At 59.9% G+C, this 6,429-nt stretch carries 5 protein-coding genes; 3 read left to right on the top strand and 2 right to left on the bottom strand.

The genetic code is table 11. The features are described from left to right. Positions 1-309: 309 nt before the first annotated feature. Positions 310-1,182 carry a LysR substrate-binding domain-containing protein gene (locus JJD66_RS18710; RefSeq protein WP_200648738.1) on the bottom strand — a complete coding sequence of 291 codons (873 nt, stop codon included), beginning with the start codon at positions 1,180-1,182 and terminating at the stop codon, positions 310-312. 111 nt (positions 1,183-1,293) lie between these two features. On the opposite strand from JJD66_RS18710, the gene JJD66_RS18705 reads away from it, so the two are divergent. From JJD66_RS18705 to JJD66_RS18695, 3 genes are all read left to right on the top strand, one after another. Beyond that, positions 1,294-2,916 carry a 5-guanidino-2-oxopentanoate decarboxylase gene (locus JJD66_RS18705; protein WP_200648737.1) on the top strand — a complete coding sequence of 541 codons (1,623 nt, stop codon included), beginning with the start codon at positions 1,294-1,296 and terminating at the stop codon, positions 2,914-2,916. 142 nt (positions 2,917-3,058) lie between these two features. After that, positions 3,059-4,246 (top strand): cyanate transporter, encoded by a 1,188-nt coding sequence (locus JJD66_RS18700; RefSeq protein WP_200648736.1) that lies wholly within the window; start codon positions 3,059-3,061, stop codon positions 4,244-4,246. 137 nt (positions 4,247-4,383) lie between these two features. Next, positions 4,384-5,319 carry a LysR family transcriptional regulator gene (locus tag JJD66_RS18695; RefSeq protein WP_034126603.1) on the top strand — a complete coding sequence of 312 codons (936 nt, stop codon included), beginning with the start codon at positions 4,384-4,386 and terminating at the stop codon, positions 5,317-5,319. A gap of 32 nt (positions 5,320-5,351) precedes the next feature. Here the strand turns inward: JJD66_RS18695 and JJD66_RS18690 are convergent, their stop codons facing one another. After that, positions 5,352-6,311, bottom strand: coding sequence for a LysR substrate-binding domain-containing protein (locus tag JJD66_RS18690; RefSeq protein WP_200648735.1), 960 nt, complete (start codon positions 6,309-6,311; stop codon positions 5,352-5,354). Positions 6,312-6,429 lie beyond the last annotated feature (118 nt).

Here is a 6,429-nt window from a genome sequence, read left to right as displayed (position 1 = left end):
CCACACAGGCGTTGGTAATACTGGCCCGCAAGCTTGCTCGGGTGGTGTTCGCTCTGCTGAAAGGGCAAAGCGAATATCAACCAAAAGTTGGTTGAGGGTTGCCCCTCAACCATAGAATCTCCCACAGTTGGATCGTGGGGTGTCTAGTAGATAGGTGTTGGCTTTCAGGGCGTCATCGCAGGCAAGCCAGCTCCCACAGTGGGATCGTTGGGGTGTCAGGTAGATAGGTGTTGGCTTTCAGGGCGTCATCGCAGGCAAGCCAGCTCCCACATTTGGATCGCGGCGAGTCAGGCAGATAGGCGTTGGCTGTCATCCCGCACTGGCCTCACTCACCAACCAATCCATCAGCGCGACCAACCCAACCGACGGTTCCTTCCCCGGCGGATACACCAGGAAATACCCCATCCCCGTCGACACCCGCAGTTCAAACGGCGTCGCCAACCGCCCCGCCTTCAGATCCTCGCCAATCAGCGCACTGTCGCCCATCGCCACCCCGGAGCCCTGGGACGCCACGGTCATTGCCAAGTCCAAGGTTTCGAAGTGATGCCGTTGGATGGGATCGCTCAAGCAGGCATTGGCAGCCTTGAGCCACAACGCCCAGTCGCGCTCGTCTCGGGTCGGGTGCAACAGTACCTGATGCTGCAAATCCTGCGGCGTACGCAAACTGCCCAGCAACCCAGGCACGCAGACCGGCGTGAGACGCTCGTCGAACAGATGCCGCGCCTCGGCCGACTGCCCGGCGATGGGCCCATAGATCACCGCCGCGTCAAACGTCTCACGACGAAAGTCGACGTTATAGGCCACCGTCGTGGTGAGCTCCACCGGCACATCCGGGCGTTCTTTTTGCCATTGCAGCAAGCGCGGCAACAACCAGCGCATCACGCAGGTGGACGCTTTGAGCTGCAAGGTGCGGCGCCGGTCACCGATGTGCTCCACCGCGTCAGCGAGCAAGCCAAACACCTGTTGCGCGCATGCCAGCCATTCGCGCCCCTCCTCCGTCAGGCTCAAGCCCCGCGCCTGGCGCTGAAACAAGGCATAGCCCAACTGGCTTTCCAACCCGGCCACCTGCCGGCTCACCGCGCCCTGGGTGATGTGCAGGTGTTCGGCGGCACGGGTGAAGTTGCAGCACTGGGCCGTGACCCAGAAGGTGTGCAACGCAGGTAACGGTGGGAGGCGTTTCATCGGGGCGCAGCCATGACGGGAGGACATGGCGAGTATGACTTTTTATCGATTGTTGCCGCCACCGGCCAACCGCTCCAATAGCGCTTCGAATCCATCACAAGAGCGACCTGTATGGCGACCTGCGGCGAAGTATTGGTGCACCTCCTGGAACGCTACGGCGTGGACCACGTGTTCGGCATTCCCGGCGTACACACCGTGGAGCTGTACAGGGGCTTGGCGCGCTCCAGTATTCGGCATGTGACCCCGCGCCACGAACAGGGTGCCGGCTTCATGGCCGACGGTTATGCGCGCACCTCTGGCAAGCCCGGCGTGTGCTTTATCATCACCGGCCCCGGCATGACCAATATCACCACGGCCATGGGCCAGGCTTATGCCGACTCGATCCCGATGCTGGTGATATCCAGCGTGCAGTCACGCAGCCAACTGGGCGGCGGGCGCGGCAAGTTGCATGAGCTGCCGAACCAGAGCGCGCTGGTGGCCGGGGTGGCGGCGTTCTCCCACACCTTGATGTCGGCGGCGGAACTGCCGGGCGTGCTGGCGCGGGCGTTTGCGTTGTTCCAGGCCGGTCGGCCGCGCCCGGTTCATATCGAGATCCCCCTGGATGTGTTGGTGGAAAATGCCGACGCGTTGCTGGGCAGCACGCCTGTCAGCGTCGCCCGCGCTGGCGCGGCACCGGCGGCCGTGCAGCAGATGAGCCAGAGGCTGGCTGCGGCCAAGCGCCCGCTGATCCTGGCCGGTGGCGGCGCCATTGACGCCGCCACCGAACTGACCCGCCTCGCAGAAGCCCTCGGCGCGCCCGTGGCCCTGACCATTAACGCCAAGGGCCTGTTGCCCGCCGCGCACCCGCTGCTGGTCGGCTCCACGCAAACACTGCCCGCCACCCGTGCCTTGGTGGCTGAAGCCGACGTGGTATTGGCCATCGGCACCGAGTTGGCAGAGACCGACTACGACGTCACCTTCGCCGGTGGTTTCAACATTCCCGGTGCGCTGTTGCGCATCGATATTGACCCGGACCAGACCGTGCGCAACTACCCGCCCCAAGTGGCACTGGTGGCCGACGCGCGCATTGCCGCCCAGGCCCTGCTTACCGCACTCAACCGCCAGCCGCTGGCGCCGCGCACTGCCGACTGGGGTGCAGCACGCGTCGCCCGTTTGTGGGCCGAGCTGGAGCCTGCCTGGGACGCTGCGACGCGTGCGCAAACCCGGTTTCTCAACGCGGTTCTGGAGGAGTTGCCCGGCGTGGTGTTCGTGGGCGACTCCACTCAACCGGTGTACAGCGGCAACCTGACCCTGAACCTCGACCACCCACGCCGCTGGTTCAATTCCTCCACCGGTTACGGCACCCTGGGTTATGCCCTGCCTGCGGCCATTGGTGCCTGGCTCGGGCGCGGCGATGGCCAACCGGTGGTGTGCCTGATCGGCGACGGCGGCCTGCAATTTACCCTGCCGGAGCTGGCCAGCGCGGTGGAAGCGCGTACACCGGTGATCGTGCTGCTGTGGAATAACCAGGGTTATGAAGAGATCAAGAAATACATGGTCAACCGTGACATCGAGCCGGTGGGTGTGGACATCTACACGCCGGACTTTATCGGCGTGGCCAAGGCCTTGGGTTGCGCGGCAGAAAGCATCCGCGGCATCGAACATCTTCGCACCGCATTGCATGCTGCTGCAGATCGCCAGGGGCCGACGCTGCTTGAAATCGACCAGGGGCGGTGGGAGTTGCCGAGTCTGTGATCCCGGCCTGCCAGCCAACACCCCATGCGCGCTTACCTCACCACTCGGCATCCGCATTTTTTCAATAGCCCCTGCGACTTTCTGATTTGCCCCGCTGCACGCTCCATGGCCTGATTCGCCCTTGTTCATTCAAGGCAGGCCCATGGAAAACGTTCAGGCAAAATCCACCTCCGCACTATGGCTGATGATCAGCGTGGTGCTCGTCGCTCTCAACTTGCGCCCCTCGATGGCGGCCGTGGGGCCCTTGCTGGCGTCGATTCGTGCGGATGTGCCGCTAAGTTTCAGCAGCGCCGCCTTACTGACCATGTTGCCGGTCATGGCCATGGGCCTGGCGATGTTCTTTGGCATGGGCCTGGCCAAGCGCGTGGGCGAGCATCGCAGCATTGTGCTGTCGCTGCTGGTGATTGGGCTGGCGACCTTGTCGCGGTTGTTCCTGGATTCGGCACTGGAACTGATCGTGAGTGCCATCGCGGCGGGAGTCGGCATTGCGCTGATTCAGGCATTGATGCCGGCGCTGATCAAGTCGCGGTTCAGCGCCAATGTCTCGTTATTCATGGGCCTGTATGTCACCGCGATCATGGGCGGCGCGGCCCTGGCTGCTTCGTTCTCGCCGTTGGTGCAAGCCCGGACCAGCAGTTGGCGTATCGGCCTGGCTATCTGGGCACTGCTGGCGTTGCTGGCCCTGGTGTTCTGGTATGCGCAGCGTGCGGCTCTGCCGCCGTTGCCTCAAGCCGGTTCGGGCCCTCAGGAGGCTTTTTCCAGCAATCGCCGCGCCTGGTTGCTGGCGATCTTTTTTGGCCTCGGCACCGCGTCCTACACCTGTGTGCTGGCGTGGCTGGCACCCTACTATGTCGAGCAGGGTTGGAGTGAACAGAATGCCGGCTTGCTGCTGGGATTCTTGACCGCCATGGAAGTGATCTCCGGCCTGGTCACCCCGGCCATCGCCAACCGCCACCAGGATAAGCGTGGCGTGGTGGCGGTGTTGCTGGTGCTGATCATCCTGGGTTTCTGCGGGCTCATTCTCAGCCCGCAACACTGGAGCCTGTTGTGGCCCTGCCTGCTCGGCCTGGGGATTGGCGGCCTGTTTCCGATGAGCCTGATCCTGTCCCTGGACCACCTCGACAACCCGCGCCGCGCCGGTGGCCTTACCGCCTTTGTGCAGGGCATCGGTTATCTGATCGCCGGCCTGTCGCCGCTCATCGCCGGCATGATCCGCGACCAATTGGGCAGCTTCGAATGGGCCTGGTGGTCATTGATGGCAGTGAGCGGGCTAATGCTGCTGATCGTCATGCGTTTCGACCCGGCGCATTACGCACGCCATATCCGCTGACGTCGTATTACAAACATTTTTTGTCCCACACAAAACATTGAAGGGTCCTACAGAGCTTTCTATTGGTACGAGCGTTCCGTTAACATTTTGCTCAGTCTTGTACTGAGTTCGGTACAAAGGGTTTACGGACGAAACCGATGCTAAACAGTAACTTGCTCAGAAAGCTCGATATGCAGGATTTGATGGTGTTTATCGCCGTCTACGACCAGAGCAGCGTTACCGAGGTGTCTGAAACGCTGTTCGTCAGCCAGTCCACCGTGAGCTATAGCCTGAAGAAGCTGCGCACCAGCTTTGAAGATGAGCTGTTTATCAACACCCGCGCAGGCATGCGTCCTACGTACAAGGCCACCACCATGTACGAGCACGTGCACAAGATTCTGGAAAGCATCAACCTGTGCCATGCCGGTGGCCAGGCTTTTGATCCGACCCAACAGGCCGTGACCTTCAATGTGTGCGCGCCGGAATATTTCGAACAGTTGATCCTGCCGCGCCTGCTGAAGCGCTTCGACCATGCCGACCTGCCGGTAATCGTCAATGTGCAGAAGCTGGAAACCGACATCCCCGCCGACGACCTGCGTGAAGGTCGCCTGGACCTGGTGATCTGCTTCGGCCCGCACTTTCACCGCGCTCACAAAGACTTCAAGACCCAGATGCTGTTGGAGGACGACTTGGTCTGCGTGTGCGACCAACGCTCAGCGCCCAGGGAACAGGCGTTCAGCCTGCAATCCTTCGTTGAGCGGCGCCACGTATTCCCTACGCCGTGGACCTCCGACACCAACATGATCGATGGCTGGCTTGCGCGCCAGGCCCGCAAGCGTCAGGTGATTGCACGGGCCAACAGCTACAGCGCGGCATTGAAGATGATTGCCGGCACTGACTTCATCGTCACCTTGCCCCGCCGCGTGCAAAAGTTACTGGCACCGGCGCCGGCATTCGGTGTTTGCGAAGCACCTAACGGTTTGCCGGGGTTCACCCTGGATATGCAGTGGAACGAAACCAGTGGGCAGGACAGCGCCAATACCTGGTTTCGGGAACAAGTGGTGAAGGTGTGTGCGGATCAGGGTTTGTTATAGGAACACGCCTGATCAAGCTCTCCACCCCCTGATCAGATAGCCAGTGACGTTCGGCGCTTAGTGACAGCCTGCGATGCAACATCCCGAGCGACCGGGCAATCGATATGGCAGTCTGCTATTACTTTGACCATCCATGCCAGAAACTTCTTTACGGCACCTGAACGCTCACGCCCCGGCACGCACACAGCTGAAAACTGCGCGCCCGGAATCTTGATGTCGGGTCTGTAAGGAATCAGCAATCCATTCGCAACATAGTCTGCCGCCAAGACCGTGCTCGCCAGCGTCAAGCCATGCCCGGCAATAGCGGCCTGGAGCGCAAAATGCTCATCGTTGTATTCACGATAGACCGCGTTTGATAGCCAACTTTCATGATTCGCAGCCGTGCACCAGGACGCCCAACTAATTGAAGCGGGCGATGACGTAGCCCAACGTATATTTATAAGTTTCAACGACGTTTCAACTTCCTCTTGCCTCCAGTGGGCATGAGAGAAAACACCAAACTGTTCGCGCATAAGCGCGTGGCTGTACAAGTCTGGAAAATCGCGAAACCCACAACGAATAGCTAAATCAACAGATGAGTCACGAAACAAATCCACCACTTCATTACTGGTTTCAACACTGACATGAATGTCTGGATGTTCACTATAAAATTTCGCCAGCCGGGGAATCAACCATAAAGACGCAAATGCTGGCGTGGTAGAAACTCGGAGTGTGTTGGAGTCGGCGGGTGGCTTGAGCGAAGACATACTACCGCTTATATCCAGAAACGAAAGATGCACTTTTGAATATAGCCTCTCACCGTTCGCTGTGAGTTGAACACCGTGGGGAGTGCGCACAAAAAGCATACTGCCCAGTAAGTTTTCAAGTGTTTTTATTTGTTGTGATACTGCCGCTGGGGTAACAAACAACTCTGCGGAGGCTGCTTTAAACCCACCGAGTCTTGCGGCAGATTCAAATGCACGAATGGCTGTCAACGGCAATTTTGCGAACATTAATCAATCCCCCTTCCATGGTAAAAAAACTAAGCCAGGCTTACTTTATCTGATTTGCCTTCGCTTTCATAGAAGTGAATTCTAGGCTACGCCACCTAGCGGGTATCAGGAGGCGCGT

Origin of the sequence: Pseudomonas sp. MF6751, assembly GCF_016613265.1 — a bacterium.
Classification (GTDB): Bacteria; Pseudomonadota; Gammaproteobacteria; order Pseudomonadales; family Pseudomonadaceae; genus Aquipseudomonas; species Aquipseudomonas fluorescens_BV.
Note: the sequence above shows the minus strand (reverse complement) of the source record. Positions and strands in the feature narration are given on the sequence as shown.